Source organism: Flavobacterium anhuiense (assembly GCF_001705175.1).
GTDB lineage: Bacteria > Bacteroidota > Bacteroidia > Flavobacteriales > Flavobacteriaceae > Flavobacterium > Flavobacterium anhuiense.
In genome coordinates this window covers 4,364,472-4,391,164 of the sequence record NZ_CP016907.1, presented here as the reverse complement: position 1 = coordinate 4,391,164, position 26,693 = coordinate 4,364,472, and the positions used below count along the sequence as shown (strand labels likewise).

Below are 26,693 nucleotides of genomic sequence, written 5' to 3'. Positions count from 1 at the left end.
TTTTTTGATTTTTAAGACTAAAATAAATATCTTTGCATCTCTTTAAAATAAGCAGGCTCTATGTGAAAAATAATTTCTTTCAGGAAAATGTAGTAGGCAACCACTCTTTTGTGGCTGCTAGATTATTTATCTATAAAAGAAAGGAATTATGCTTATTCTTCAAAATATCTCATATCAGCATGAGAATAAAGACATGCTGTTTCAAAATATTAGTTTTACACTAAATCATCACGATAAAACCGCTTTGGTCGGAAATAATGGTGTTGGAAAATCTACTTTATTAAAAATTATTGCAGGTGAATTACAGCCTTTTTCAGGGCAGATCATTCATAATTCGAAGCCTTATTTTGTTCCGCAATTATTCGGACAGTTTAATGACTTGACTATTTCAGAAGCCTTGCAGATAAAGGAAAAAATAACTTCATTTAAAGAAATACTTGAAGGCACTGTAACCGAAGAAAATCTTCAGCTTCTAAATGACGATTGGACAATCGAGGAACGGTGTAATGAAGCTTTGTCCTATTGGCAACTTCATGATTTGGATTTGGACCAAAAAATGGGAACTTTAAGCGGAGGCCAGAAAACAAAAGTTTTCTTGGCCGGAATTATGATTCATGAACCTGATTTAGTTTTATTGGACGAGCCTAGCAATCATTTAGATTTTGCTGGCAGAACATTATTATATGATTTTATAAAATCTACTTCTAGTACACTTTTAGTGGTTAGTCACGACAGAAAACTGCTCAATCTTTTGAATAAGACTTTAGAAATGACAAAAAATGAAATTTCGGTCTATGGCGGCAATTATGATTTTTATAGTGAACAGAAGAAAATTGAAAACAATGCTTTAGAACAAGATGTTCAGAGCAAAGAAAAGGCATTGAAAAAAGCCAAAGAAAAAGAAAGAGAAACTATTGAACGCCAAAATAAATTGGATTCTAGAGGCAAAAAGAAACAGGAAAAGTCTGGTGTTGCCAGAATTATGATGAATACGCTTCGAAATAAAGCGGAAAACAGCAGTTCTAAACTCAAAGACGTTCACGCTGAAAAAATTAGCGGTATTTCTGAGGATTTAAGACAGTTACGATCGTCTCTTCCGACTATAGATCAGATGAAATTTGGATTTGAAAACAATTCTTTTCTTAAAGGAAAAACTCTTTTTGAGGCTTCAGATATTAATTATACTTATGGAGATAAACTTCTTTGGAAAGAAAATCTCGATTTTGAAATTCTTTCTGGAGAACGACTTGCTATAAAAGGCTTGAATGGTTCTGGAAAAACAACCTTGATCAAAATTATTCTAGGAGAATTAAATCCAACGCAAGGACAAGCAACTTCATTAACCAAAAAAGCAATTTATATAGATCAGGATTATTCATTATTGATTCAGAATCTTACAATTTATGAACAGGCTCAGGTTTTTAATGACTGCGGTTTAGAGGAGCATGAAATAAAAATGAGACTGAATCGCTTTCTGTTTTCTAGAAATGACTGGGACAAACCTTGCAATGCACTAAGCGGAGGCGAACGAATGCGTTTAATGTTGTGCTGTTTAACTATTAGCAACGAATCGCCTGAGATTATCATTCTGGACGAGCCAACAAATAATCTCGATATTCAAAATATTGAAATATTAACTGCTGCAATCAATGAATACAAAGGAACTTTGATTGTGATTTCGCATGATCAATCTTTTTTGGAGCAAATCAATATAGAGAAAAGTATTTCGCTTTAAAATAAATAACTATCAGCGTTGAGAATTATCTTGGCGCTTTTCTTTTACTATTAATTTCATTTTCAAATAATTAAAATAAAAATTCCGTAAATTGCAGTAAAAACTGATAAATTCAAGTTAAACGTTTAATTAAAATCTAAAATTTTATGAAACCCAAAAACAGAATTTTTCCCGCCCTACTTGCTTTTACTTTATTAATGACTGAAACTGTACTTCCATGTACAAGGATAGTTTACGAAGGTTTAAACGGAACAATTATTACTGCACGATCGATGGATTGGAAAGGTGAAATTCCCGCCAATTTATGGATTTTTCCCCGTGGAATTGAAAGATCTGGTGAAGTTGGAACCAGTTCGATTAAATGGAAATCTAAATACGGAAGCGTTATTACCAGTTCTTGGGACATTGCTTCTTCTGATGGTATGAACGAAAAAGGACTTGTAGGCAATCTTTTGTGGTTGGTAGAATCGCAATATCCTCCGTTTGAAAAAAATGGAAAAGTAAAAGGTCTGGCTGTTTCTTTATGGCTTCAATATGTTTTAGATAATTTTTCTACTGTTGCAGAAACAGTTGCGGCTCTTGGAAGGAATGATTTTGTAATTACCTCTTCACATATTCCAGGAACGAATATTTATGCTACAGTGCATCTTTCTATTTCTGATTCTACTGGAGATAATGCTATTTTTGAATATATAAACGGCAAGTTGGTTATTCACCATGATAGAAAATATGTGGCAATGACCAATTCTCCTATTTTTGAGCAGCAATTGGCTATCAATGCGTATTGGAAAGGGATTCCGGGTACAATTATGCTACCAGGCACTAATCGTGCTGCAGATCGCTTTGTAAGAGCTTCTTATTATATTGATGCAATTCCGAAGACAGATAATATCAGAACAGCCTTGTCAAGTGTTTTTGGCGTGATTAGAAATTGTTCTGTTCCTTTAGGAATTTCCTCAGAAACAGAACCTAACATCTCCTCTACCCGCTGGAGAACGGTGGCCGATCAAAAAAATCTGGTTTATTATTTTGATAATGTTTTGAATCCGAATGTGATTTGGGTTGAATTCAGTAAGATTGATTTTAGTGAAAAAGGAAAAATTAAAAAATTAAGTTTGGCCAATAATGAGAATTATTCTGGCGATTCACTTCTGAATTTTAAGGAAACAAAGCCATTTCAGTTTGCTGGATTAGATTGATTAAACCGGTTAGATGAGACTTTTTAACACATAGAAACATAGCTTTTAAGGGTTAAAAAAGGTGTTTCACTTAAAATATCACACATAGAACTATGTGTTAAAGCTTGCTTTTTCTGTGATCTTAAGCAGAGGCTATATAAGATCTATGTTTCTATGTGTTTAAATTAAATTTTGTTTCATTTCACCTAAAGAGTTAATTAGATAAAAAATATATTTAAAACCTTCAAATTGAAAAGTTTGAAGGTTTCTTTTTGAAAAAAAATGAAAAAAAATATTGCGCAGTCAAATGACTTCATTATATTTGCAGTCAAATAACTGCATAATGGAAATTAGAAGAGATGTTTTTCAAGCCATAGCCGATCCTACCCGAAGAGCTATTTTAAGTTTAGTTGCCATTCAAGCTATGACGCCTGGGGCAATTGCCGAGAATTTTAATTCGTCAAGACAGACTATTTCAAAGCATATTCAGATTTTGAACGAATGTGAACTATTGCACCAAACGCAAAACGGACGAGAAATTTATTATCATTTAAACCCAGAAAAAATGAAAGAAATTGACAAGTTCATCGAACCATTCAGAAAAATGTGGGACGATCGTTTTAATAAGTTAGAATCAATTATGAAAAACTATAAAAAATAAACCATGGAAAAGAAAACAGAAATTCATGCCGAAGATGACAGACTAGATCTTGTGATTACTAGAGAATTTAATCTGCCAGTTGAATTATTATTTAAAGCTCATACCGAGTCTGAAATTGTAGCACAATGGATGGGCACAAAAGTCTTGAAACTGGAAAGTAAAAAATATGGTGGATGGGAATATGAAACCAGCGATCCTAATGGGAATGTAGTTTTTAAAGCAAATGGTGTTTTTCATGATTTTGTTCCGAATGAAAAAATAGTGCGCACTTTTGAAATGGATAACGCCAATTTTGCGCCTCAATTGGAATTTTTAGAGTTTGAAAATCTAACAGATGATACCAGCAAATTGACTATGCAGATCATTTACAAATCTATCGAACATAGAACAACGCAGTTAAAATTGCCATTTGCACAAGGATTAAATATGGCACACAACCGATTGGAAGAAATTGTAACTAAACTAAAATAAAAATTATGAGCAAAAGAAATAAAATTATCTATTGGGTTGCCACTTTATGGTTGGCTTTAGGAATGACATCAACAGGAATTGTACAGCTTATTCCTATCAAAGAAGAAGCAGAAATGATACAGCATTTAGGATATCCGCTTTATTTTTTAGCTCTTTTGGGCGTTTGGAAGCTTTTGGGAGTAATCGCAATTCTGATTCCGAAATTTGGTTTACTGAAAGAATGGGCTTATGCAGGTTTCTTTTTTGCAATGTCTGGAGCTGTGTTTTCGCATTTGGCTATAAAAGATGACGCGTCAGCACTTTTTGGACCAATATTGCTAATTGTTCTAACAGTTGTTTCCTGGTATTTCAGACCAGAAACAAGAAGATGCAGTTCTAATTAAAAACTTAATAAAATGAAAAAGCAACTTACCATAAACGAACAAGACGAATTATTGAGCATACTCGAAAAGCGTTTTGAAAAGAATAAAAACCGTCACGAAAATCTAGATTGGGCAAAAATTGAAGCTAAACTAAAAGCTAATCCATTAAAACTATGGTCTCTTGACGAAATGGAAAGAACTGAAGGCGAGCCGGACGTAATTGGATATGATGCTAAAACGGATGAATATCTTTTTGTGGATTGTTCTGCTGAAAGTCCGAAAGGGCGTAGAAGTGTTTGTTATGATCATGAAGCTCTGGAAAAAAGAAAAGAGCATAAACCAGCTGACAGCGCTATAAACATGGCGGAACAAATGGGAATTGAAATCTTAAACGAAGAGCAATATAAAGAGCTGCAAAAATTAGGAAAATTTGATGCCAAAACTTCAAGCTGGATTTTAACTCCGCCAGAAATTAGAAAACTGGGCGGTGCTATTTTTTCAGATTTTAGATATAATACCGTCTTTGTTTATCATAACGGTGCAGAATCATATTATGCTGCGAGAGGTTTTCGCGGTTTATTAAGAGTTTAAAACTAAAAGTCCTTCAAATATTTTTGAAGGACTTTTTATTCTCTTAAAATCTTTTCCATTTTTCTTCCTTTGGCGATTTCATCAATTAGTTTGTCTAGATATCGCATTTTTTGAATCAATGGATCTTCAATCTCTTCTACACGATAACCACAGATCACCCCCGTAATTTTAGAAGCATTCGGATTGATTTCTGGAGCTTCAGCAAAGAATGTTTGAAAGTCCACTTTATTTTCAATCTGTTCTTTAATTTGTTCGTCGCTATATCCTGTAAGCCATTTTATTACCGTATCTAATTCTTCTTTAGTTCTTCCCTTTTTTTCGACTTTTTGAATGTATAAAGGATATACGCTAGAAAATAAGATTTTGTAGATTCTTTCCGTTTTCATTTTAGTTAGATTTAGGTCTAAATACGTTTATGTAAATATAATTCAAAAGCAAATAGAATAAAATACAAGCAATATTTAATATCTTAGATTTTCGAAAAATAACCTCAAAAAACTCTCCTATGGAAAACAATTCAAATGACACAACGCCAAAAGTGACAGGACTTGGCGGCGTTTTCTTTTTTATGGATAATCCGAAAGAAACTAAAGAATGGTATGCTAAAAATTTAGGATTAGAAATCAATGAATGGGGTTCTTCAAGTTTTGAATCTAGAAATCTGGAAAATCCAGAAAAGATAGAATCTACGCAATGGTGCCCTTTTAAGAAAGGAGATGAATATTTTTCTCCATCTAAAAAAGAATTTATGATAAACTACCGTGTTCAGAATATTGAAGGCCTTGTAGAAAAACTGAAAGCAAACGGAGTTACGGTTCTCGACGATATCGAAACCTATGAATATGGCAAGTTTGTGCACATTATGGACACGGAGGGTAATAAAATTGAACTTTGGGAACCTTAAATTGAGTTGTAAGTTATGAATTATGAGTTATTGCTAAACGTTCAAAAACAATATGTTTAGTACATTAGTTAGAATCAATTGTCATTCAAAAAATAGTTTTTTAAAACTCATTGCGGGCAATTTATTGGAGAAATTATATTGTTGCGAAATAAATTGTGCAGAGATGGCTAAATCTGTTTTGTTTGCACATCACGGACGCGGATGTACAATTGTGGCGTCTAAAATCTGTGAGAATGTGGTTATTTTTCAAAACGTTTCAATTGGAGCCAATTTGAAGTACAATAAAATCAATGACGAATGGGAGAATGTCGGAAATCCTATTATTGCTAAAAATGTGATTATTGCTGATGGCGCCAAAATTTTAGGGCCAATAGTTATTGGGGAAAATTCGGTTATTGGCGCGGGAGCTATTATAACCAAAAATATACCTGCAAATAGTGTGGCTTTTGGTGTGAATCAGTTTAAGCCAAAAGATGAAAATTATGATTTCATATTTAACTCAAATATGATTAATCCTCAGAAAATCATTGAAGCAAATAAAAAATTAGTTGCAGCATTTAATGCGCAAAATAAAACCTCCTAAAAAACAAAACTCCATTATTTCTAATGGAGTTTTTGCGTATTGGGAATCATTAATTCCAAATTTCATTCATTTCGGTTAAAATTATCGGCTTGCCTTCTGTCACGACAATTGTATGTTCGTGCTGAGCCATAAAGCCGCCTTTATTTCCAACCATTGTCCAGCCATCTTTCATTGTTTCTGCATAAGTAGAAATCGTTGAAATAAAAGTTTCAATTGCTACGACCGAGTTCTTTTTAAATCTCGTCACATTAAAACGGTCTCTGTAGTTGGCAATTTCATGAGGCGCTTCATGAAGGCTTCTCCCTACTCCATGTCCCGTTAGGTTTTTAATGACTTTATAGCCTTTTTTCTTTGCTTCTGTTTCAATTAAAAATCCGATGTCAGAAATTCGGACGCCGCCTTTTATGTTGTGAATTGCTTTATGCAAAATTTGTTTAGAAGCTTCAATCAATTTTTGATGTTCGTTTATATCTTCTCCAATCACAAAAGAGCCTCCATTATCAGACCAGAAACCGTTTAATTCGGCAGAAACATCGATATTGATCAAATCTCCTTCTTGAAGAATTCTTTTCTCAGAAGGAATACCGTGGCAGAATTCATTATCAACGCTAATACAAGTCCAGCCCGGAAAACCATAAGTTTCATAAGGCGCAGATTTAGCTCCGAAACTTTTCAATATCTGCCCGCCATATTCGTCTAATTCTTTGGTTGACATACCTGCTTTGGCAAATTTTCTCATTTCTTTTAAAGTAAATGCAACGGCCTCACTGGCTTTTTTCATTCCGGCTAATTCTGCTTCTGTAGTAATAGACATAACTTTCGTTTTAGAAATTTTCAGACTGCTAATTTACCGCTTTTACTTTTTATTAACCGTAATTTAAGTTTTAAAAACAATCATAATCCAAAATAAAAACTCCAAAATCTTTTGACTTTGGAGTTTTTATTCGGTATTAAAAGTTTTTTACCACGGACTTTCTTCGCTTTCGTCTTCAATATCGTTGCTGAAGAATTTTCCAGTTGGTCCATTTTCATCAACTAAAGTATGTTTTATAATGAAACTTGCTGCGCTTTCAACACTTCCTGGACCGCTATGATGATTAAAATCTGTTGCCGTGTAACCTGGGTCAATTGAATTAACTTTGAATGCAAGATCCTTCAATTCGTGCGCTAAAGTAACTGTAAATGCGTTTAAAGCTGTTTTAGACGATACATACGAAATTGCTTTTATGGCATAATATTTCCAAGTTGGATCACTGTGTAAAGTAAGAGAACCAAGCCCAGATGTAATGTTACTGATTCTTGGACTGTCTGATTTTTTCAATAGTTCAATAAAAGTCTGCGTAACTGTTATTGCTCCAAAGAAATTGGTATTAAAAACTTGTTGAATATCTTCTATAGAAGTTGTAGAAGGATTTTGCGGAATATCTCCTAAAATTCCAGCATTATTTATTAAAATATCCAATTTGCCTTTTTCTTTTTCAATGATGTTTTTTGCAGCCAAAACGCTTTCTGCATCTGTAACATCAATTTGAATAGCTTGTATGTTCTGAAATCCTTTCGCATTTAATTCTTTTACAACTTCTTCTCCTTTTGCAAGATCTCTTGTTCCTAGATAAACAAATAATCCTTTTTCTGAAAGCTGTTTCGCTGTTTCTAAACCAATACTTCTATTTGCTCCTGTAATTAATACTGTTTTCATTTTTTGTCTTTTTAAATTATCTGAAGCAAAGTTCCGTCAATGAAAAACAAAAACATTTGTCATATGGCAAAAAGCGATTTTAGCGGATATTTTTTCTAATTCTGCTCAAAGAAGATTGTGTGATTCCGAGATATGAAGCCAAATACGAAAGCGGTATTCGATTAATTACGTTTGGAAACATTTCCATGAAAGATAGATAACGAGTTGTTGCGTCTTCTGAAACAAGCGGACTTCTTCTAGCGACTTTCTGCATTAATGCTTTTGAAATAATTTTATGTACAATCGTGTCCCAGCCAATAATGGTATTTAATAATTCTTGCCAATCTTTCTTTGAGAATACAATTATTTTGCAATCTGTAACTGCTTGCACATAAGCAGACGAACAAATATTATTATCAAAACTTTCCAAATCTACTACAAGATTATTTTCGTCTATAAAGTATTTGGTAATTTCTTCGCCTTTGTTGTTGTAGTAACAGACACGCATTATTCCATCTATGATAAAACCAACTTCAGAAGCGATTTTTCCGGCTTCAGAAAAATAGTCTTCCTTTTTGATTTCTTTTTCCTTGGCTTTAGTTAAAATTAAATCAATCTGATGCTGATTTAAATTGCCAAACTGCAATATATAATTTACTAATTCTTTCATGCACGAAAGTTAGACATAAGTTTTTATTGAAAATTTGCCATATGGCAAAAAAGAACTAAACTTTCTCAATATTCTTATAACATTTAGGATTTTAAGTTCCATATAAACTTCAAGATTGGGAAAAGGCTTGAGGCCTTTTTGTTTTACATTCCCGGCCAATAAAGAAAATTAAACTTATGTCCATCTGGATCAGCAAAACCAAAAGTGTAGCCTAATTGGTAATTTTCGGGTTCAGAAAAAATGGTTGCACCAGCTTTTTTGACTTTTTCATACCAAAGATCTACTTCTTCTCTGCTCTCTGCAGAAAGCGAGAAGATGATTTCATTCTCATTTCTAGAATTTGCCAAGTTGCCTTTTAAAGCGGTTTTGAATCTATCGGTGGTAAAAAAGTTGATAATAAAATTATTCTCCGCAATCGAAAAACTTACAATTTCTTCTGTATTTTGTCCGTTTTGTTTGAATCCTAAATCGGTATAAAACTGAATTGTCTGCTGTAAATCGTTTGAAACCAAATTGGCCCATATCATTTTAGTTTTCATAAACTTTAGTTTAATTGATTGTAACCAAGGTAATGATAATCAATTAAATTTCTAGAGAGTTTTAATTTAAAATGATTAAAAAGTTTGATGATCTTGTCAAAATAAACAGATAGAGACGCGATAAAATAGTGACTTCTGCTAGAGTTTTTAATTATTTGAACAGGATTTATTTTCTAGACTTTTTTCTATAAGCCGAAGGATTTTTTCCTGTATGAAGTTTGAAAATTCTAGTAAAATGGCTTTGATCTGAAAAACCTGTCATATATGCAATTTCTGTCAAGTTATGAGAAGAATTCTCAATCAGATGAATCGCTTTTTCAATACGAAGTTTTCTAACATATTCGCCAAAATTCAAATCTTCGAAATGTTTCGAAAATTCTCGAGATAAATACGATGGATTTAAATCTAATTCGCTCGAAATTTTCTTTAAATCAAAAGTAAATTGAGCATCAATTTGATCTTGAATAATATTTTTTAAATCTTTTACCCACGAAGGCGTTTTTCCGGCCGATTTTTTGTCTTTAAGAAACTTATCATAAACCTCATGCAACAGTTTTTCGAACGGACTGTTCTGCAAATGATTTTGCTGGTACAAATGCGTGGCCCAGCTGTATAAAGCATCATATAAAACCATTCCGCTTTCTAATAGTTCGTAGTCGTCTTTGATATTATGAGCTAATCCAGCCGAAATAGCCCACAACCCAGCTGACTCTTTAGCAATTTCATGCCTGTCAGTGTCAGCTCCGCGTACAATTCCTGCAATAATTTTAATCGCTGGATCTTTAATTCCGTATTTCTTTACAATATAATCAAAAGTGCATTCTTCATTATAATGCGTAAACTCAACATTCGGAATATCAAATGGCATAGCATTAAGCTCTTCTGCCTTTCTTAAAACGTCAGCAAATGGAACATAAATAAATTCAGATTCAGAATCAACAAATCTTCGAATCAGCCACGGACAGGCGATTCGATCTATTTTAGGTCTTTCTCTAGTGATCCATTTCATTTTGAAATATTGTTTAAAGAAACATTCTTAAAATTTTAGCTAAACTACATTTATTTATGAGTTTTTCAAAAGCTTGAATTTTAAAGTTTAATAATCTTGTTAAAAAGAAGAAATTGTTTCCGTAAATAAGCCGTCTTTCACAATCGTTTTTATATTTTTAGACTCTAATACTTTAGAAAAAATAATATATGATTCTAGCTTTTGACACGTATTACTTTGACCAAAAAGCAAAAACAGTTTGTCTTGAATTTTCAGAATGGAATGAGGACAAAAATTTCAAAATTCATTTTGAAACAATCGACAATGTAGCGGAATATATTCCTGGAGAATTTTACAAAAGAGAATTGCCATGCATTTTGAGTTTATTAAACCAAATAGATTTGTCTAAAGTTGAAGCAATCGTTGTTGACGGTTTTGTTTACTTGAATGATGAACTAAAATATGGTTTGGGCGGTTACTTATATGAAAAACTAAATAAAGAAATTCCGATTATCGGCGTCGCCAAAACCAATTTTGCTTCCATTGAAAAGAATAAAAAAGCTCTTTTTAGAGGGGATAGCAAGAAACCGTTATACATTACTTCTATCGGAATTGATTTGGATGAAGCTTATAAAAAAGTCGAAGGTATGCATGGAGAATTTAGAATGCCGACTTTGTTGAAAGAATTGGATAGATTGACAAAGGAAAATTTATAAAAACTCCGAGAGGCTATCTGCTCTTGGAGTTTTTGGTATTTTTGTGCCATTCGACTTAAGTTGTAACAAAAGACTAAAAAACATTCTTACAAACAAAAAGCCTATGAATCTTTCGATTTATAGGCTTTTTTTTTTCGTGGGGAGAGCAGGATTCGAACCTGCGAAGTTTTCACAGCAGATTTACAGTCTGCCCTCGTTGGCCGCTTGAGTATCTCCCCAAAATGATTGTAAATTATTACATTCAAGAAATTCAAAAAAAAATCCTTAATTACTTAAGGAGTCTTTTGTGGGCGATGAGGGGTTCGAACCCCCGACCCCCTCGGTGTAAACGAGGTGCTCTGAACCAGCTGAGCTAATCGCCCTATTTTACTAGGTTGCTATCATTTTGTGATTGCGAATGCAAATATACAGCTAGATTTTATATTTGCAAGCCTTTTTCTGAAAAAAAGTGAAATATTTTTTACAACATTGTTTATCAAACTTCTACAAATACAATATACCCCGACCGCTTCCGATTAAAAATCGGAATGCTCTGAACCAGCTGCGCCAGTCGACTATTTTATTAGGTTGCTATTATTTATGATTGATTTATATAAAAGCTGCTAGATTTTATATTTGCAAGCGTTTTTCTGAAAAAAAAGTGAAATATTTTTTACAACATTGTTTATCAAACTTCTACAAATGCAATATACCCCGACCGCTTCCAATTAAAAATCGGAATGCTCTGAACCAGCTGAGTTAATCCTTTTGTTTAATTAATGCTTCGATTTTAATTCTGCTTTTCCAAGATTTAATTTGAAGCTCTCTTTTATGAGCATCTTCTTTCGTTTTATAATTTTCAGTATAAACAACTTTCCAATCATTTGTATTTCCTGTAAAACCTTTACTCTTCTGATTATGACGAATCAGTCTTTCTTCCAAATTGGAAGTGAATCCAATATAGTATCTATTCTTGCTTTCGCTAAATAATATATAAACAGTAAAATCCATAAAAACATATAAACCAAAAAACTCCAAAATCAAATGACTTTGGAGTTTTTGGAATTTTGTGGGCGATGAGGGGTTCGAACCCCCGACCGCTTCCGATTAAAAATCGGAATGCTCTGAACCAGCTGAGCTAATCCTTTTGTTTAATTAATGCTTCTATTTTAATTCTGCTTTTCCAAGATTTAATTTGAAGCTCTCTTTTATGAGCGTCTTCCTTCGTTTCATAATTTTCTGTATAAACAACTTTCCAATCATTTGCGTTTCCTGTAAAACCTTTACTCTTCTGATTATGACGGATCAGTCTTTCTTCTAAATTGGAAGTGAATCCAATATAGTATCTATTCTTGCTTTCGCTAAATAATATATAAACAGTAAAATCCATAAAAAGATATAAACCAAAAAACTCCAAAATCAAATGACTTTGGAGTTTTTGGAATTTTGTGGGCGATGAGGGGTTCGAACCCCCGACCACTTCCGATTAAAAATCGGAATGCTCTGAACCAGCTGAGTTAATCCTTTTGTTTAATTAATGCTTCGATTTTAATTCTGCTTTTCCAAGATTTAATTTGAAGTTCTCTTTTATGAGCGTCTTCCTTCGTTTCATAATTTTCTGTATAAACAACTTTCCAATCATTTGCATTTCCTGTAAAACCTTTACTCTTCTGATTATGACGGATCAGTCTTTCTTCTAAATTGGAAGTGAATCCAATATAGTATCTATTCTTGCTTTCGCTAAATAATATATAAACAGTAAAATCCATAAAAAGATATAAACCAAAAAACTCCAAAATCAAATGACTTTGGAGTTTTTGGAATTTTGTGGGCGATGAGGGGTTCGAACCCCCGACCCCCTCGGTGTAAACGAGGTGCTCTGAACCAGCTGAGCTAATCGCCCTATTTTACTAGGTTGCTATCGTTTCTGTTTGCGAGTGCAAATATAAAGCTAGATTTTGTTTTTACAAGCCTTTTTTAGAAAAAAAAGCAAAATATTTTTTACTTCATTGTTTATCAAACTTCTGTAAGTGCAATCGGGAAGTTAGAACCTTCGACCGCTTCCGATTAAAACCGGAATGCTCTGAACCAGCTGAGCTAATCGCTCTATTCTACTAGGTTGCTATCGTTTGTGATTGCGAGTGGAAATCTACATCTAGATTTTGTATTTGCAAGCCTTTTTAGAAAAAAATGAAATATTTTTTCGTGTTTTTATTTAGAAAGCTATTTTTCAAACCTTTAAAAAAGTAAAGTTTTTTTACTCTTTTCTTATAATTTCGTTAAAAAGTTAAATTGAGAACTCTAATTCTTAATATTGCTTTGTAGTGATTCGACTTAGTCATACATTTGTATACCTAAAAATAGTAAATTCTAATGGCACGATTTAAAGAAAATGATTTGCCTAAATCAAAAATAACGGCTACTTCACTTAATAAAGCAAAAACAATTTTTACATATGCAGGACATCACAAATGGAAATTCTTCATTGGTTTGATTTTTCTTTTACTAACTGGTGCCACTGCCCTTGCCTTTCCTAAACTAATGGGAATGCTGGTAGATTGCGTTAAAAACAAAAACGGCGACGAAGCCAATCAAATTGCATTAGGTTTAATCGTTATTCTGTTTTTACAATCTTTCTTTTCATTTTTCAGACTTTCATTGTTTGTAAACTTTACCGAAAATACATTGGCCAACTTGCGTTTAGCTTTATACACTAATTTGGTAAAGCTGCCCATGACTTTCTTTTCGCAAAAAAGAGTTGGAGAGTTAAACAGCCGTATTAGTGCCGACATTACACAAATTCAAGATACCTTAACTACAACTATTGCGGAATTCTTACGTCAATTTATTCTAATCATAGGCGGAATTATTCTTTTAGCAACAGAAAGTTTCAAATTAACTTTATTAATGCTTTCGGTAGTTCCATTAGTGGCTATTGCAGCGGTTGTTTTTGGGAGATTTATTAGAAAGTATTCAAAAAAAGTTCAGGATCAGGTTGCCGAAAGCCAGGTAATTGTTGAAGAAACGATGCAAGGAATTAGTATTGTGAAAGCTTTTGCCAACGAGTGGTATGAAATTGCACGTTACAAAGGAAAAATTAGCGAAGTAGTAAAATTGGCTATTAAAGGTGGCAAATACCGTGGTTATTTTGCTTCTTTTATCATTTTCTGTCTATTTGGCGCAATCGTAGCTGTAGTTTGGTACGGAGTTCGTTTGAGCATTGCCGGAGAAATGAGCGTTGGACAATTGATTTCATTCGTATTATATTCAACTTTTGTTGGTGCTTCTTTTGGTGGAATTGCCGAATTATATGCGCAGATTCAAAAAGCAATTGGTGCAACAGAACGCGTTTTTGAGTTATTAGACGAAAGTCCTGAGAAAATCAATTCAGATTTAAATAAAAATCAGGAGAAAATTAAAGGAAATGTTACATTCAAAAATGTGGCATTTAGCTATCCTACACGTCAGGAAATCCAAGTTCTGAAAGATGTAAATTTTTCGGCAGAATTTGGTCAGAAAATAGCAATTGTTGGGCCTAGTGGCGCCGGAAAATCGACTATTTCTTCTCTTTTGCTTCGCTTCTACGATATTACTTCTGGGGAAATTAGTGTCGATGGAAAAAACATCTACGATTATGACTTAGAAAATCTTCGCGGCAATATGAGTATTGTGCCTCAGGACGTAATTTTGTTTGGAGGAACAATTAGAGAAAACATTGCGTACGGAAAACCTGATGCGACTGATGAAGAAATTATTCAAGCGGCAAAACAAGCCAATGCTTTCAATTTTGTGGATAGTTTTCCTGAGAAATTCGAAACTTTGGTTGGAGAACGCGGTGTTAAACTTTCTGGAGGACAGCGTCAGCGTATTGCGATTGCAAGAGCATTACTTAAAAATCCGAGCATTTTGATTTTAGACGAAGCTACATCATCTTTAGACAGCGAAAGTGAAAAACTGGTTCAGGAAGCTTTAGAAGTATTGATGGAAGGAAGAACAAGCATTATTATTGCTCACAGGCTTTCAACAATCAGAAATGCTGATAAAATCTTAGTTTTAGATAACGGAAAAATCTCTGAAGAAGGAACACACCAAGAATTAATAAACTTAGAAAACGGAATTTATAAGAATTTAAGCAACTTGCAGTTTAGTAACTCTTAAAAGAAAATTTCAATTTTTAAAATTCCAAATTCTAATTAAACGATAGTTCAAACCCGACTGGTTTTAAAAATCTGTCGGGTTTGATTTTCAGCAACAAAAAAAACTCCAATCTTTTTAGATTGGAGTTTTTTATATCTGTAAACTGAGACAGAAAACGGAAAACTAAAAATTATTTCCCTTTTCTGCGTTTACGTTCAGCTTTAATCATAGATAATTCGCGGCTTGTTTGACCTGCTACAGAAGTATTTTCTTCAGCACGACGAATTAAGTATGGCATAACATCTTTTACAGGTCCGAATGGCAAATATTTAGCAACATTATAACCGTTTTCAGCCAAGTTGTAGCTGATATTGTCACTCATACCGTATAATTGTCCGAACCAGATTCTAGGATCATTTTTAGCGATTCCTTTCTGAGCCATCATTTCCATTAATTTGTATGAGCTTAATTCGTTATGAGTTCCTGCAAAAATGGCCATTTTATCAATATGCTCTAACATATATTGTACAGCACTATCGTAGTTTACGTCTGTAGCTTCTTTAGATACGCAGATTGGAGAAACATAACCTTTTTCTTCCGCTCTTTTGTTCTCTTTTTCCATATAAGCGCCACGAACCAATTTCATTCCAATATAGAAACCTTCAGCTTTGGCAATTTCATGAAGTTTTTTCAAATAATCTAAACGATCCCAGCGGTACATCTGCAGAGTGTTAAATACAATTGCTTTTTCTTTATTGTATTTACGCATCATATCAGTTACCAAATCATCGGCAGCGTCCTGCATCCAGCTTTCTTCACCATCAATCAATAATGCAACATCTTTTTTGTGCGCTTCACTGCATATTTTGTCAAAACGAGCTACTACTCTATCCCATTCAGCCTGCTCTGCTGGAGTTAAAGTTTTTTTCTCGCCCAATTTTTCATACAATTCAAAACGTCCTAAACCTGTTGGTTTGAAAACAGCAAATGGAATTGCTAAACGTTCTTTAGCAAAATCTACTGTTCTTAAAGTCATTTCCAATGCGGCATCAAACTGCTCCTCTTCTTCTTTTCCTTCAACCGAATAATCCAAAACAGAAGAAACTCCTTTTGTAAACATTTTGTCTACTACAGTAAGACAGTCATTTTCGTTTACGCCACCACAAAAATGGTCAAAAACAGTTGCTCTAATTAATCCTTCTACTGGTAAATGAGCTTTAATTGCAAAATTAGTTACAGCAGTACCTATTCTTACTAAAGGTTCGCTGTCAATCATTTTGAAAAGAAAATAAGCTCTATCAAGTTCAGTGTCACTCTTTAGTGAAAATGCAACCTGTGTATTATCGAATATCTTTTCCATTAAAATTTATTTTTTATGCAAATATAGAGAGTGTTTTGAATATTTTTCACTAAACGATACCATATTTTTTAATATTGTTAACGAGGACACCGCAAATATTAATTTATGAAGTAAATATTTATTTGTTGTAAAATTTTATCTTAATTTTAAAGATGCAAACCCGTATTTTAAACAAAATAGCCAGAAAGTTTGAATATTATTACGTTTAAAATGCCTTATTTTGCGCTTTCAATTAACTAAAGAATTATGCAATCTATTCAAGCCAATAATTATTTCGTACATTTTAATGAGAATGCTTACGTAGCTTTAAATAAACACTTAAGAGAAAGTAAATATTCTAACATATTTATAATTGTTGATGATCAGACCAATGAGTATTGTTTATCTAAATTTATTCCGCTTTTAGAAACCGATTTAGCGATTGAAATAATTGAGTTTGAAGCTGGAGAGGCAAATAAAAATATAGAAACTTGTATTGAGATCTGGAATATTTTGACAGAGCTTGGAGCAGACAGAAAATCACTTATTATTAATTTAGGTGGCGGAGTTGTAACCGATTTAGGAGGTTTTGTTGCTTCTACGTTCAAAAGAGGCGTAGATTTTATCAATATCCCAACTACACTATTATCTATGGTTGATGCTTCTGTTGGAGGAAAAACAGGAGTTGATTTAGGAAATCTCAAGAATCAAATTGGAGTTATCAATGTACCACAGATGGTTTTGATTGATACACAATATTTAGAAACTTTACCGCAAAGCGAAATGCGTTCTGGTTTGGCAGAAATGCTAAAACACGGTTTAATATATGATGCTCCGTACTGGAGACAGTTTTCAGATTTGAAATCAATTGTTTTTGATGAATTAGATCAACTGATTTATCGTTCTGTCGAAATTAAGAATGAAATTGTTATTCAGGACCCAACGGAGAAAAATATTCGCAAGGCCTTGAATTTTGGGCATACTTTAGGACATGCAATCGAAGGGTATTTCTTGGAAAGTGAAGATAAAACAACTTTATTGCACGGAGAGGCAATTGCGGTTGGAATGATCTTAGAAAGCTACATTTCGCTTCAAAAAGGATTAATTTCTGCAGAAGAATACCGTGAAATTAAAACTGTAATAAAAGATATTTATGATGATGTAATTTTTGAGGAAAATGACATTGATCCTATCTTAGAATTGTTAATTCACGACAAAAAAAATGAATACGGTTTAATTCAATTTGCATTAATTGAAGGAATCGGAAAAATAAAAATTAACCAATCCGTTGAAAATAAATTGATTCTAGAAGCGTTTGAGGATTATAAATCTTAAACTTTTTTTAATCAAAAGCATTGCATTTGGTATATATTATTTTTTACATTTGCGCCATGAAAACAAACAACCAGCAGAGGCACTTCAGCTCTTACAGAAACAGACTCAACAGTTCTTTATTAAGGATGTTGGATCGTTTCTATAATAGTAAAAGTCCTTTCTGTTTTGATGTATTCCAATGTACAAAAGCGGAGCATGAAAAACTGCCTATTATATTTGCCAATATTAGAGTTTGAATTTAAGATTAAGTCCCCAAAAACCTAAAATTAAATTATAATTACAATCTCTAAACATTGACAAATAAATGAATACAAAATATTCTGATCTAATAAACCAAACATACTACTTTCCACAAGAGGAATTTAAACTAAACAAAGACAACCTATTGTTTCATAATATCGATTTGATGAAATTGGTTGAGCAATATGGAACGCCATTAAAGTTTACTTACCTTCCTCAGATTTCTGAAAACATCAATAAAGCGAAAGCGTGGTTCAGAAAATCGATGGAAAAGAATAAATACGACGCAAAATACTACTATTGTTATTGTACAAAAAGCTCTCATTTTGAATATATTATGAATGAAGCTTTTAAGAATAACATTCACATCGAAACTTCATCTGCTTTTGATGTTAATATTGTGGAGAATTTATTAGAAAACGGTAAAATCAACAAAAGCACGTATGTTATTTGTAACGGTTTTAAAAGAGACGAATATATTACTAACATTGCAAGATTAATCAATAACGGACATAAAAATACTATTCCTATTATTGATAATTATGAAGAGTTAGATTTGCTTCAGGCAGAAATTAAAGGGAAATTCAAAATCGGAATTCGTATTGCTGCTGAGGAAGAGCCTAAATTTGAGTTTTATACTTCAAGATTAGGTATTGGTTACAAAAACATAGTTTCGTTCTATAAAAAACAAATTCAAGAGAATGATAAATTAGAGCTGAAAATGCTTCACTTCTTTATCAATACCGGAATTAACGATACATCATATTATTGGAATGAGCTTGTAAAATGTATCAAAGTTTACATTGCTCTTAAAAAAGAATGTCCGACACTAGACGGACTAAACATTGGCGGTGGTTTCCCTATTAAAAACTCACTTGCTTTTGAGTATGATTATCAATATATGATTGATGAAATTATCAATCAGATTAAAATTGCTTGTGATGAAGCCGAAGTTGATGTTCCAAATATTTTTACGGAATTTGGATCGTTTACTGTAGGTGAAAGCGGTGGTGCAATCTATCAGATTTTGTATCAAAAACAACAAAATGATAGAGAAAAATGGAATATGATCGACTCATCTTTCATTACCACTTTACCAGATACTTGGGCTATAAATAAACGTTTTATCATGCTGGCTATTAACCGTTGGAATGATACTTACGAGCGGGTTCTGCTAGGAGGTCTTACTTGTGATAGTGACGACTATTACAATTCTGAACAAAACATGAACGCCATTTATTTGCCTAAATACAACAAAGAAAAGCCTTTATATATTGGTTTCTTTAATACTGGCGCTTATCAAGAAACAATTGGAGGATACGGCGGTCTACACCACTGTTTGATTCCGCAGCCAAAACATATTTTAATTGATCGTGATGAAAATGGAATTCTAGCAACCGAAGTGTTCTCAGAACAACAGACTTCAGACGATGTTTTAAAGATTTTAGGCTACAAAAAAAAGGTGTAAAAAAAACGGCAGATTAAGTTATAATTTTTTTTAAAAAATTCTTAATTTGCATTAACATCCAAAAAGGTTAAACTTTTTAATTCAAAAAAAAAAAAACAAAAAAATGAAAGGACCAATCAGTCAGTTTATTGAAAAACATTATTTGCATTTTAACTCTGCTTCGTTAGTAGATGCTGCAAAAGCATACGAACAGCAATTAGCTGATGGTGCAAAGATGCTGGTAAGTATGGCTGGCGCAATGAGTACAGCAGAAATTGGTAAAATTTTTGCCGAAGTAATCAGACAAGACAAAGTGCATATTATTTCATGTACTGGAGCAAACTTAGAAGAAGATATCATGAATTTAGTAGCTCATTCTCACTACGAGAGAGTTCCTAATTATCGTGATTTGACACCAGAAGACGAATGGGCTTTATTAGAAAGAGGATTAAACCGTGTTACAGACACTTGTATTCCTGAGCATGAAGCTTTCCGTCGTTTACAAAAACACATTTACAAAATTTGGAAAGAGGCTGACGATAAAGGTGAGCGCTACTTCCCACATGAATTTATGTATAAAATGTTGTTGTCTGGCGTTTTAGAAGAATATTACGAAATTGATCTAAAAGATAGCTGGATGTATGCAGCTGCAGAGAAAAATTTACCAATTATCGTTCCAGGATGGGAAGATAGTACAATGGGTAATATCTTTGCTTCATACGTAATTAAAGGAGATTTAAAAGCGTCTACTATGAAATCTGGTATTGAATACATGACTTTCCTTGCGGATTGGTATTCAAAAAACAGTTCAAACGGAATTGGATTCTTCCAAATCGGTGGTGGTATCGCGGGTGATTTCCCTATCTGTGTAGTGCCAATGCTATATCAAGATATGGAAATGCATGATGTGCCATTTTGGAGCTATTTCTGCCAAATCTCAGATTCAACAACTAGTTATGGTTCTTACTCTGGAGCAGTTCCAAATGAAAAAATCACTTGGGGTAAATTAGACATCAAAACCCCAAAATTTATTATTGAATCGGATGCTACAATTGTTGCTCCGTTAATTTTTGCATACTTATTAGATTTATAAGATAATTTATGAAAAGAGTTATAGTAGACTACGCCAAACTTACCAACGAAATTTTAAATCTTTTGGTTGAAAAGTTTCCTGATGGTTATGATGATTCGGATGTAATCCGTTTTAGAAATGCTAAAAACGAATTGGTTGAAGCTGTTGAAGTTCGTACTGAAGATACAATTTACTTAGTAAAAATAAGTACTAAACTTGCTGACAGAATTGAAAACTACGATGAAGATGACGATTTAGATGTTGATGTAGATGCAATTGCGCCAGTTAAAGGTATAGATCTGGATGATGATATTAGTGACGATGATGATGACGATGATAATCTTGACAAACCAGATACTGATGGTGGCGACGATGATGACGATGATGATGACGACAAAGCTGATACTGACTATGATGAAGAAGACGAAGATGATGAAGATTAATTCATTTTCTTTCTAATAAAAAAAAAGGAACTCTGTTTGGAGTTCCTTTTTTTATAACAAGAGAATTGCAAATTACTAAACTTATATTTTTGTTTTTATAGGATTATTTTCACATTTAAATCTTAAACAAAAAAAGTACATGCCTATGACTTCAGAAATTCTACACGCTACATTAAAAGAAAACTTTGGTTTCGAAAAATTCAGACCCAATCAAGAAACTATAATTAGTACCGTCTTATCTGGACAAGATGCATTGGCAATTATGCCAACAGGCGGAGGAAAATCAATTTGTTTTCAGCTTCCTGCTTTAATTTTACCAGGAATCACTATTGTGATATCGCCACTAATTGCTTTAATGAAGGATCAGGTTGATAGTTTAAAAACAAACGGAATTTCTGCTTGTTATATTAATAGTACACAATCATCGCAAGAACAGCAATATTATATCGACAACTTAAAATCAAATAACTTTAAGTTAGTTTATGTCGCACCAGAAAGTCTTTCTTATTTAGATATGGCTTTTAGCGAATTGAATATTAGTCTAATAGCAATTGATGAAGCGCATTGTATCTCGTCTTGGGGACATGATTTCAGACCGGCTTATACTAATTTAGGATACCTAAAAAGTCGGTTCCCTTCTACTCCAATTTTGGCATTGACAGCTACAGCTGATAAAGCGACTCGAACAGATATATCCAAACAATTGAATCTTAAGAATCCGAAAACATTCATAGCTTCTTTTGATCGTAAAAATCTAAGTCTTGAAGTTCGTCCAGCTTTGGATCGGGTGAAACAAATAATTGATTTTATTGAAAACAAGCCTAACGAATCGGGAATTATTTATTGTTTGAGCCGTAAAGCAACAGAAGAGCTTGCTGAAAAATTACGAAAAAATGGAATTGAAGCGAAAGCATATCATGCTGGTTTAGATAATGAAACGCGAGCAAAAACTCAGGATCAATTTATAAATGATGATTGTCAGGTGGTTTGCGCAACGATTGCTTTTGGAATGGGAATTGATAAATCAAATGTTCGCTGGGTAATTCATTACAATCTTCCAAAAAATATAGAAGGATATTATCAGGAAATTGGGCGTGCCGGACGTGACGGTCTTCCTGCCGAAACGGTTTTGTTTGAGAGTTATGCAGATGTGATTCAATTGCAAAAATTTGCATCAGAAGGATTGAACTTTGATATTCAGCTTGCAAAATTAGACCGTATGAAACAATACGCAGATGCTGTAAGCTGTCGTAGAAAAATTCTACTGTCTTATTTTGGCGAATTGGTTACTGAGAATTGCGGAAACTGCGATATTTGTAAAAATCCGCCAACTTTTTTCGATGGGACGATTCTCGCGCAAAAAGCTTTGTCTGCTATTGTACGTTTGAAAGAATCTGAGCCTTTGGCTGTAATAGTGGATTTTTTGAGAGGCTCGAGAAACGCGTATATCTACGAAAAAAATTATCAAGAGCTAAAAACGTACGGAATTGGCGCTGATGTTTCTTGGTACGATTGGAATCAATATCTTATTCAACTGATTAATTTAGGCTATTGCGAAATTGCCTTTCATCAGCATAATAAAATTCTACTTACTCCTTTTGCAAAGAAAGTTTTATTTGAAGGCGAAAAAGTAAAACTGACAACAGTTGTTAAGAAAACAATTGATAAAAGCGAAGCTAAAGAGGCAAAACCAAAAGCGTCTAAAAATTCTCTGTTTGAGACACTTCGAAAATTACGTTATGAAATTGCGCAGGAAGAAGAAGTTCCTGCTTATGTGATTTTTAGTGATGCGTCCCTACGCCAAATGGAAATCTTGCGACCAATGAGCGACGAAGAGTTTCTTGCTGTTGAAGGTGTTGGGAAAGCAAAACTAGAAAAATATGGTGCAGATTTCATCAAAGCCATTATTGAATTTGAAAGAAATAAGTCTGTTGTCAAAAAAGAGAAAAAAGACAATACTTATAAAAAAACGCTGGAATTATTTCAAAATGGAGTTTCAGTAGAAGAAATAGCAGAACAGCGAGATTTGAATCCAACAACAATTATTTCGCATTTAGCAAAATTATACGTTGATGGCCATGATTTAGATCTAAGTCAGTTTGTCTCTGAAGATGAAATTCTCCAAATAGAAAATGCTCAAACAGAATTGGAAAATCCAAATGCATTAAGACCTTACTTCGATTATTTTGAAGAAAAAATGTCTTATGATAAAATTAGATTTGGTTTGGCTTTTTTGGAGAGAAGGAATCAAAAGATATAACAAACACATTCGTTTGTTTATCATTTCGACGAAGCAGAAATCTTCGTAAGTGGCTCCATACGAAAATATAATCTTTGTCGAGCTTCTCGCGAAGATTTCTGCTTCGTCGAAATGACAAGATTGAGGTAAATAAAAAATCCTGTGATATATCACAGGATTTTTTTATTCTGATAATTATGTATTACAAATACCTCTCTACAAAAACTTTCTGATGGTGTTTCTGATGTCCAATCATGACAAAACCTAAAGCACGAACGGAAATCTGATTTCCTGAAGCAGTTCCAATTCGCTTTAGCTGTTCTTCAGATAAACTTTTGTAAAACAATAAAGTTGAATGTCTTACAGCTGAAAATTCAGTAAGCAAATCTTGAATGCTTCTGCTATTTGAATCTGTATTGTCTGCATAATCATTTTCTTCAAAACTTGGCAAAGGCGTTTTGTCATTTCTTGAAAAACGTAAAGCGCGATAAGCAAAAATTCGTTCTGTATCAATAACATGCTGAATAATATCTTTTATCGTCCATTTTCCTTCTGCATAACGATAATCAAATTTATCCATTGGAATATTTTGCACAAATCGAATAAACTCATGAAGTGAAACTTCTAAATCTTCAATCAAAATTCCATCTCCAGCCGCTTTGATATAAGTACCAAAATGACCTGAATATTCATTGTCTAATAATTCTGTTACTTTCATTTTTATATTTTAAGCTGAGTTTCTACTTGCGTTCGTATTACCAAATAATGATCTTGTTACGATTTTCTCATAAACTTTCACCAATTCTTCATTTGGAGTTTCTGCTTTGTTTAATTCGTTGATTCTCAATAAAGCATATTGCTGAATAGTTAATAACGGTAAAACAATGCGCTCTCTAATCTGAATTGAAGCAATACCATCAGGATAATTTTCCATCAATGTTTTATGCCCAGCAATTTTCAATAAAAGGCGTTTTGTTTCTGAGAATTCATCATAGATAATCTGCCAGAATTCACCAAACTCAGGATCATTTTTCATATAAGCTGTCAATGGTAAAAATGATTTTGCTAATGACATCATACTATTTTCAAGCAATGTTTTGAAAAATAAAGAATTATGATACAAATCACTTACTTTATTCCATTGTCCAGTTTCCTCAAAATGTTTTAAAGCAGAACCCACTCCAAAGAATCCTGGAACGTTTTGCTTTAACTGGCTCCATGAACCCACAAATGGAATTGCTCTTAAATCAGCAAAATCCAATGACTCAGATTTGCTTCTTTTTGAAGGACGGCTTCCAATATTAGTTTTTGAGTAATATTTCAGAGTACTCATTTTTTCCAAGTACGGAATAAACTTCGGATGATTTTTGAAGCTTAAATATTTATCATAACCCAAATTAGCCAAATCAGTTAAGATTTGAGTTTCTTCTGCTGTCAATTCATTTTTCTCTTTACTAAATACTTGGTTTGTAACACCAGCACTCAATAAGTTTTCAATATTATAACGGCAAGAATCTAAAGTTCCAAAATTAGAGCTGATCGTTTGACCTTGAACTGTAATTTGAATTTCGTTGTTTTCAATTTTTGGACCAAGAGAAGCGTAAAATTTATGTGTTTTTCCACCGCCACGCGCTGGAGGTCCGCCACGTCCATCAAAGAAAATCGCTTTAATTCCGTATTCTCTAGAAATTTTAGTCAACGAAATTTTGGCTTGGTAAATACTCCAGTTTGCCATTAAGTACCCGCCATCTTTAGTTCCGTCCGAGAATCCAAGCATGATAGTCTGTTTGTTTCCTCTCGATTTCAAATGTTTTGCATATTCTGGATTGGTGTACAATTGCTCCATAATAGTATGCGCATTTTGCAAATCGTCTACAGACTCAAAAAGCGGAATAATATCTACAGTTGGTTTTTCCCAATCATTCAAACGAATCATGGCAAAAGTCTCCATAACATTCAGGGCACTTTCGTTATTACTAATGATATAACGGTTTGCTCCTTCTTCTCCATTATTTTGCTGAATTGTTTTAATAGCCTGAACAGATTCTAAAGTATATCTAGTAATTTCATTTTCAAAATCCGCTGGATTAAGTTTTCCTTTAACTTTCGATAAAACATTGATTTTTTGATCTTCCGTCAATTCGAAATAATTTTTAGGAAAAATATCTGAGCCAGAATTCAAATAATAATTGACAACATCTTTGAAAACTGCATTATGAATTTTACTGTTTTGACGAATATCTAAAGTCGCAAAATGGAATCCGAACAAATTTATTTTTACCAAAAGCGCATCTAACTCGTCTAAATATAAAGATTGATGTTTCTCAATAATTATAGCTCTAATTTTATTCAGCTGTGTTAGTAATTCGTCTAAAGTGATAAAAATATCTCCTTTAGAATAAAATACAGAACGGTAAAGTTTATGTTCAAGTTCTGCTACTAAATCATCTACTCCTGAGAAAGTTAGCTTGCGCTTTAGATTTCTCATTTCTACATAATAACACTTTAAAATTGAGGTACGTAAACGATCTGCCACTTTAAGTGTAATATCTGTAGTAACGAAAGGATTTCCATCACGGTCACCTCCTGGCCAGAAACCAAGTTTGATTAATTGGTTGTGAATTGGGTTTCCTTCTAAAATATTTTTTTGCAGGTAATGCACAATTTCTCCTGCAGTTGCATAAAATACATTTTCAAGGTACCAAATTAAACTTACCGCCTCATCGTAAGGATTTGGTTTTTCTTTTTGAATGAAAGGCGTTTTTCCAAGCTGAGCCAGTAATTGTTTAATTTTCAGCAAATCATTTTGACGAATTGCTTCTGTCAAATCATTTATAATTCCTAAAACTGGACCAGGATAAAACTGAGTTGGATGCGCTGTTAGAACGGTACGAACATTAAAACTTTCTAGAAATTCGCTTAATTCTTCATCCTTTTCTTTAGCGTCCGATTTTTCTTTGATGTCGCGAAGAGACCCGCGTCCCTCCATGTTGTTAACTTCTGGAAAAGCTGCGTCTTCAATAGCATCAAACAATACAATCTGGCGTTCAATATATTGAATAAATCGAAACATAAGATCGATTTTTTCCTCTTCAGAAGCGTTATTCAAATATTTATTTGAGAAGAAATCAACAATTTCTTTTGGTGTTTCTTGTTTTTTAAAGCCCGTTTCGCAAGTTTCTGTAAATAAAGGAAGTAAAACTCCAGTATTATCTATAGAATCAAAGGGTAATGTTATAAAAACACTATTATAAATGTGGTATTTTGAGAGAACGTCTTGATTAAAACGCTCAATTTTTGGCAACGTATACATAATCGTGTTATAGTTGGTTGGTTAATTAGTCATAAAAAAACCCCAAGAATAAACTTGAGGTATATTTTAATAT

The 26,693-nt window shown here is 33.1% G+C and carries 27 protein-coding genes and 5 tRNA genes; 15 read left to right on the top strand and 17 right to left on the bottom strand.

The window, feature by feature from the left end:
- The first annotated feature begins 148 nt into the window (after positions 1-148).
- From abc-f to BB050_RS18490, 6 genes are all read left to right on the top strand, one after another.
- Positions 149-1,735: a ribosomal protection-like ABC-F family protein gene (gene abc-f, locus BB050_RS18515; protein WP_066034632.1), complete on the top strand. Its 1,587-nt coding sequence runs from the start codon at positions 149-151 to the stop codon at positions 1,733-1,735.
- A gap of 146 nt (positions 1,736-1,881) precedes the next feature.
- The gene (locus BB050_RS18510) at positions 1,882-2,934 is read left to right on the top strand and encodes a linear amide C-N hydrolase (RefSeq protein ID WP_066034631.1); all 1,053 of its coding nucleotides are present in this window, start codon (positions 1,882-1,884) and stop codon (positions 2,932-2,934) included.
- Positions 2,935-3,256: 322 nt separating this feature from the next.
- Positions 3,257-3,574: an ArsR/SmtB family transcription factor gene (locus BB050_RS18505; protein ID WP_008464153.1), complete on the top strand. Its 318-nt coding sequence runs from the start codon at positions 3,257-3,259 to the stop codon at positions 3,572-3,574.
- A gap of 3 nt (positions 3,575-3,577) precedes the next feature.
- The gene (locus BB050_RS18500) at positions 3,578-4,045 is read left to right on the top strand and encodes an SRPBCC domain-containing protein (RefSeq protein ID WP_066034630.1); all 468 of its coding nucleotides are present in this window, start codon (positions 3,578-3,580) and stop codon (positions 4,043-4,045) included.
- A gap of 5 nt (positions 4,046-4,050) precedes the next feature.
- A complete protein-coding gene (locus tag BB050_RS18495) occupies positions 4,051-4,428 on the top strand; it encodes a DoxX family protein (protein ID WP_066034629.1) in 378 nt (125 codons plus the stop codon).
- 12 nt (positions 4,429-4,440) lie between these two features.
- Positions 4,441-4,998 carry a DUF4256 domain-containing protein gene (locus BB050_RS18490; protein ID WP_066034628.1) on the top strand — a complete coding sequence of 186 codons (558 nt, stop codon included), beginning with the start codon at positions 4,441-4,443 and terminating at the stop codon, positions 4,996-4,998.
- 35 nt (positions 4,999-5,033) lie between these two features.
- On the opposite strand, the gene BB050_RS18485 is transcribed toward BB050_RS18490, so the two are convergent.
- Entirely contained in the window at positions 5,034-5,384 is a 351-nt protein-coding gene (locus BB050_RS18485) for a DUF2200 domain-containing protein (RefSeq protein ID WP_066034627.1), read from the bottom strand.
- Between the two features lie 119 nt (positions 5,385-5,503).
- Between BB050_RS18485 and BB050_RS18480 the strand changes: the two genes are divergently transcribed.
- Entirely contained in the window at positions 5,504-5,902 is a 399-nt protein-coding gene (locus BB050_RS18480; protein ID WP_066034626.1) for a VOC family protein, read from the top strand.
- A gap of 163 nt (positions 5,903-6,065) precedes the next feature.
- A complete protein-coding gene (locus BB050_RS18475) occupies positions 6,066-6,485 on the top strand; it encodes a serine O-acetyltransferase (RefSeq protein WP_236940362.1) in 420 nt (139 codons plus the stop codon).
- A 49-nt stretch (positions 6,486-6,534) separates the two neighbouring features.
- On the opposite strand, the gene map is transcribed toward BB050_RS18475, so the two are convergent.
- The 5 genes from map to BB050_RS18450 form a co-directional block, all read right to left on the bottom strand.
- A complete protein-coding gene (gene map, locus BB050_RS18470; protein ID WP_066034624.1) occupies positions 6,535-7,299 on the bottom strand; it encodes a type I methionyl aminopeptidase in 765 nt (254 codons plus the stop codon).
- Positions 7,300-7,446: 147 nt separating this feature from the next.
- A complete protein-coding gene (locus BB050_RS18465; protein WP_066034623.1) occupies positions 7,447-8,184 on the bottom strand; it encodes an SDR family NAD(P)-dependent oxidoreductase in 738 nt (245 codons plus the stop codon).
- 79 nt (positions 8,185-8,263) lie between these two features.
- Positions 8,264-8,833 carry a Crp/Fnr family transcriptional regulator gene (locus BB050_RS18460; RefSeq protein WP_008464164.1) on the bottom strand — a complete coding sequence of 190 codons (570 nt, stop codon included), beginning with the start codon at positions 8,831-8,833 and terminating at the stop codon, positions 8,264-8,266.
- A gap of 143 nt (positions 8,834-8,976) precedes the next feature.
- Positions 8,977-9,372: a VOC family protein gene (locus BB050_RS18455; protein ID WP_066034622.1), complete on the bottom strand. Its 396-nt coding sequence runs from the start codon at positions 9,370-9,372 to the stop codon at positions 8,977-8,979.
- Between the two features lie 166 nt (positions 9,373-9,538).
- Positions 9,539-10,381 (bottom strand): chromate resistance protein ChrB domain-containing protein, encoded by an 843-nt coding sequence (locus tag BB050_RS18450; protein WP_066034621.1) that lies wholly within the window; start codon positions 10,379-10,381, stop codon positions 9,539-9,541.
- A gap of 188 nt (positions 10,382-10,569) precedes the next feature.
- Here BB050_RS18450 and BB050_RS18445 point away from each other — a divergent pair, with 188 nt between their 5' ends.
- The gene (locus BB050_RS18445) at positions 10,570-11,076 is read left to right on the top strand and encodes an endonuclease V (protein WP_066034620.1); all 507 of its coding nucleotides are present in this window, start codon (positions 10,570-10,572) and stop codon (positions 11,074-11,076) included.
- Positions 11,077-11,213: 137 nt separating this feature from the next.
- Here the strand turns inward: BB050_RS18445 and BB050_RS18440 are convergent.
- The 8 genes from BB050_RS18440 to BB050_RS18405 form a co-directional block, all read right to left on the bottom strand.
- A tRNA-Tyr gene (locus BB050_RS18440) sits at positions 11,214-11,294 on the bottom strand.
- 69 nt (positions 11,295-11,363) lie between these two features.
- Positions 11,364-11,438, bottom strand: a tRNA-Val gene (locus BB050_RS18435).
- Between the two features lie 376 nt (positions 11,439-11,814).
- Positions 11,815-12,066 carry a GIY-YIG nuclease family protein gene (locus BB050_RS18430; RefSeq protein WP_066034619.1) on the bottom strand — a complete coding sequence of 84 codons (252 nt, stop codon included), beginning with the start codon at positions 12,064-12,066 and terminating at the stop codon, positions 11,815-11,817.
- Between the two features lie 59 nt (positions 12,067-12,125).
- A tRNA-Lys gene (locus BB050_RS18425) sits at positions 12,126-12,199 on the bottom strand.
- Positions 12,194-12,445: a GIY-YIG nuclease family protein gene (locus tag BB050_RS18420; protein WP_066034618.1), complete on the bottom strand. Its 252-nt coding sequence runs from the start codon at positions 12,443-12,445 to the stop codon at positions 12,194-12,196. The genes BB050_RS18425 and BB050_RS18420 overlap by 6 nt, the downstream gene beginning before the upstream one ends.
- Positions 12,446-12,504: 59 nt before the next feature.
- A tRNA-Lys gene (locus BB050_RS18415) sits at positions 12,505-12,578 on the bottom strand.
- A complete protein-coding gene (locus BB050_RS18410; protein ID WP_066034618.1) occupies positions 12,573-12,824 on the bottom strand; it encodes a GIY-YIG nuclease family protein in 252 nt (83 codons plus the stop codon). Before BB050_RS18410 ends, BB050_RS18415 begins: the two co-directional genes overlap by 6 nt.
- A 59-nt stretch (positions 12,825-12,883) precedes the next feature.
- Positions 12,884-12,958: transfer RNA gene (locus BB050_RS18405), tRNA-Val, on the bottom strand.
- Between the two features lie 470 nt (positions 12,959-13,428).
- Here BB050_RS18405 and BB050_RS18400 point away from each other — a divergent pair.
- Complete coding sequence (locus BB050_RS18400; protein WP_066034617.1) at positions 13,429-15,213, top strand: ABC transporter ATP-binding protein; 1,785 nt, start codon at positions 13,429-13,431, stop codon at positions 15,211-15,213.
- A 169-nt stretch (positions 15,214-15,382) separates the two neighbouring features.
- Here the strand turns inward: BB050_RS18400 and BB050_RS18395 are convergent, their stop codons facing one another.
- Complete coding sequence (locus tag BB050_RS18395; RefSeq protein ID WP_066034616.1) at positions 15,383-16,552, bottom strand: proline dehydrogenase family protein; 1,170 nt, start codon at positions 16,550-16,552, stop codon at positions 15,383-15,385.
- 246 nt (positions 16,553-16,798) lie between these two features.
- Between BB050_RS18395 and aroB the strand changes: the two genes are divergently transcribed.
- From aroB to recQ, 5 genes are all read left to right on the top strand, one after another.
- Positions 16,799-17,866 carry a 3-dehydroquinate synthase gene (gene aroB, locus BB050_RS18390; protein WP_066034615.1) on the top strand — a complete coding sequence of 356 codons (1,068 nt, stop codon included), beginning with the start codon at positions 16,799-16,801 and terminating at the stop codon, positions 17,864-17,866.
- 304 nt (positions 17,867-18,170) lie between these two features.
- On the top strand, positions 18,171-19,574 hold the full coding sequence (locus BB050_RS18385) for a type III PLP-dependent enzyme domain-containing protein (RefSeq protein WP_008468995.1): 1,404 nt from the start codon (positions 18,171-18,173) through the stop codon (positions 19,572-19,574).
- Positions 19,575-19,677: 103 nt separating this feature from the next.
- Positions 19,678-20,646 (top strand): deoxyhypusine synthase family protein, encoded by a 969-nt coding sequence (locus tag BB050_RS18380; RefSeq protein ID WP_008468994.1) that lies wholly within the window; start codon positions 19,678-19,680, stop codon positions 20,644-20,646.
- Positions 20,647-20,654: 8 nt separating this feature from the next.
- Positions 20,655-21,068, top strand: a complete 414-nt coding sequence (locus BB050_RS21920) for a hypothetical protein (RefSeq protein WP_008468993.1) — start codon at positions 20,655-20,657, stop codon at positions 21,066-21,068.
- Between the two features lie 145 nt (positions 21,069-21,213).
- On the top strand, positions 21,214-23,328 hold the full coding sequence (recQ, locus tag BB050_RS18370) for a DNA helicase RecQ (protein WP_066034614.1): 2,115 nt from the start codon (positions 21,214-21,216) through the stop codon (positions 23,326-23,328).
- Between the two features lie 181 nt (positions 23,329-23,509).
- On the opposite strand, the gene BB050_RS18365 is transcribed toward recQ, so the two are convergent.
- Together BB050_RS18365 and BB050_RS18360 are read right to left on the bottom strand one after the other, a co-directional pair.
- Positions 23,510-24,025 (bottom strand): DinB family protein, encoded by a 516-nt coding sequence (locus BB050_RS18365; RefSeq protein ID WP_066034613.1) that lies wholly within the window; start codon positions 24,023-24,025, stop codon positions 23,510-23,512.
- Positions 24,026-24,034: 9 nt separating this feature from the next.
- The gene (locus tag BB050_RS18360) at positions 24,035-26,620 is read right to left on the bottom strand and encodes a phosphoenolpyruvate carboxylase (RefSeq protein ID WP_008468990.1); all 2,586 of its coding nucleotides are present in this window, start codon (positions 26,618-26,620) and stop codon (positions 24,035-24,037) included.
- Between the last annotated feature and the right edge of the window lie 73 nt (positions 26,621-26,693).